Here is a 1,716-nt window from a genome sequence, read left to right as displayed (position 1 = left end):
CGGGCGCGACGCGGTGGCAGGCCAGGTCATCGAGGCGCTGCGCCGCCTCGAATACCGCGGCTACGACTCGGCCGGCATCGCAACCCTCGAGCACGGACGCCTCGAGCGCCGCCGCGCCGAGGGCAAGCTCGCCAACCTCCAGCTCAAGCTCATCCAGGCCCCCCTGTCCGGCGCCATCGGCATCGGACACACCCGATGGGCCACCCACGGGCGCCCCAACGAGACCAACGCGCACCCCCACGCCACCGACCGCCTCGCCGTCGTCCACAACGGCATCATCGAGAACTTCCGCGAACTGAAAGCCGAGCTCCAGGCCCACGGCATCGTCTTCGAGACCGAGACCGACACCGAGGTCGTCGCCCAGGCCGTCAGCCACGCCATGGCCCAGGGCCTCGGACCCGTCGAGGCGGTCGCCGCCACCCTGCCCAGATTGCGCGGCGCCTTCGCCCTCGGCTTCCTCTTCGCCGGCCGCGACGACCTCCTCATCGGAGCCCGCCACGGCGCCCCGCTCGCCATCGGCTACGGCGAGGGCGAGACCTATCTCGGCTCCGACGCCCTGGCGCTCGCCCCCTTCACCGACACCATCACCTATCTCGAGGAGGGCGACTGGGCGATCCTGTCCCGCGAGGGCGCCGAGATCCGCGACGTCGCGGGCCGGCCCGTCCAGCGCCCGCGCCAGACGATCGCGGCCCAGGCCTACCGCATCGACAAGGGCAACCACCGCCACTTCATGGCCAAGGAGATCCACGAGCAGCCCGAGGTCGTCGGCCGCACCCTCGCCCACTACGTCGACCTCGCCCAGGGCCGCATCGCCCTGCCCGAGCCGCTGCCCTTCTCGTTTGCCGACCTGTCGCGCCTCTCGATCACCGCCTGCGGCACCGCCTACTACGCCGGGCTGGTCGCCAAGTACTGGTTCGAGAAGATCGCGCGCCTGCCGGTGGAGATCGACGTGGCCTCCGAGGCCCGCTACCGCGAGGCGCCGCTGGAGGCGGGCGGGCTGACGCTGGTGATCTCGCAATCGGGCGAGACCGCCGACACGCTGGCCTCGCTGCGCTACGCGCGCGCCCAGGGCCAGCACACGCTCGGTGTGGTCAACGTGCCGACCTCGACCATCGCCCGGGAGGCCTCGGCCGTGCTGCCGACGCTGGCGGGGCCCGAGATCGGGGTGGCCTCGACCAAGGCGTTCTCCTGCCAGCTGACCGTGCTGCTGTGCCTTGCCCTGCAGGCGGGCCGCGAGCGGGGCGTGCTCCCGGCGGCCGAGGAGCGGCGGCTGGTGGACGCCCTGATCACGGTGCCGGGCCTGATGGCGGAGGCCGTCCGGCAGGAGGCCGAGATCGAGGGGCTGGCCCGCGAGATCGCCAAGGCGCGGGACGTGCTGTATCTCGGCCGGGGCACGGCCTACCCGATGGCGCTGGAGGGCGCGCTGAAGCTGAAGGAGATCAGCTACATCCACGCGGAAGGCTATGCGGCGGGCGAGCTGAAGCACGGCCCGATCGCCCTGATCGACGAGAGCGTGCCGGTGATCGTGATCGCGCCGCACGACGCGATCTTCGAGAAGACGGTCTCGAACATGCAGGAGGTGGCCGCGCGGGGGGGCCGGATCATCCTGGTGGGGGATGCCAAGGGGGCGGCGGAGGCGGGCCTCGAGACGCTGGCGACGCTGACGATGCCGGCTCTCGACCCGGTGATCGCGCCGATCGTCTACGCGGTGCCGAT

The 1,716-nt window shown here is 72.2% G+C and carries 1 protein-coding gene; it reads left to right on the top strand.

Annotated elements, in window-relative coordinates:
* Nucleotides 1-13 precede the first annotated feature (13 nt).
* The coding region (glmS, locus tag J2X36_RS26720) for a glutamine--fructose-6-phosphate transaminase (isomerizing) (RefSeq protein WP_405029870.1) at nt 14-1,716 on the top strand (1,703 nt) is incomplete at its 3' end.

Source organism: Methylobacterium sp. BE186 (assembly GCF_031457035.1).
GTDB classification, from domain to species: Bacteria; Pseudomonadota; Alphaproteobacteria; order Rhizobiales; family Beijerinckiaceae; genus Methylobacterium; species Methylobacterium segetis.
Note: the sequence above shows the minus strand (reverse complement) of the source record. Positions and strands in the feature narration are given on the sequence as shown.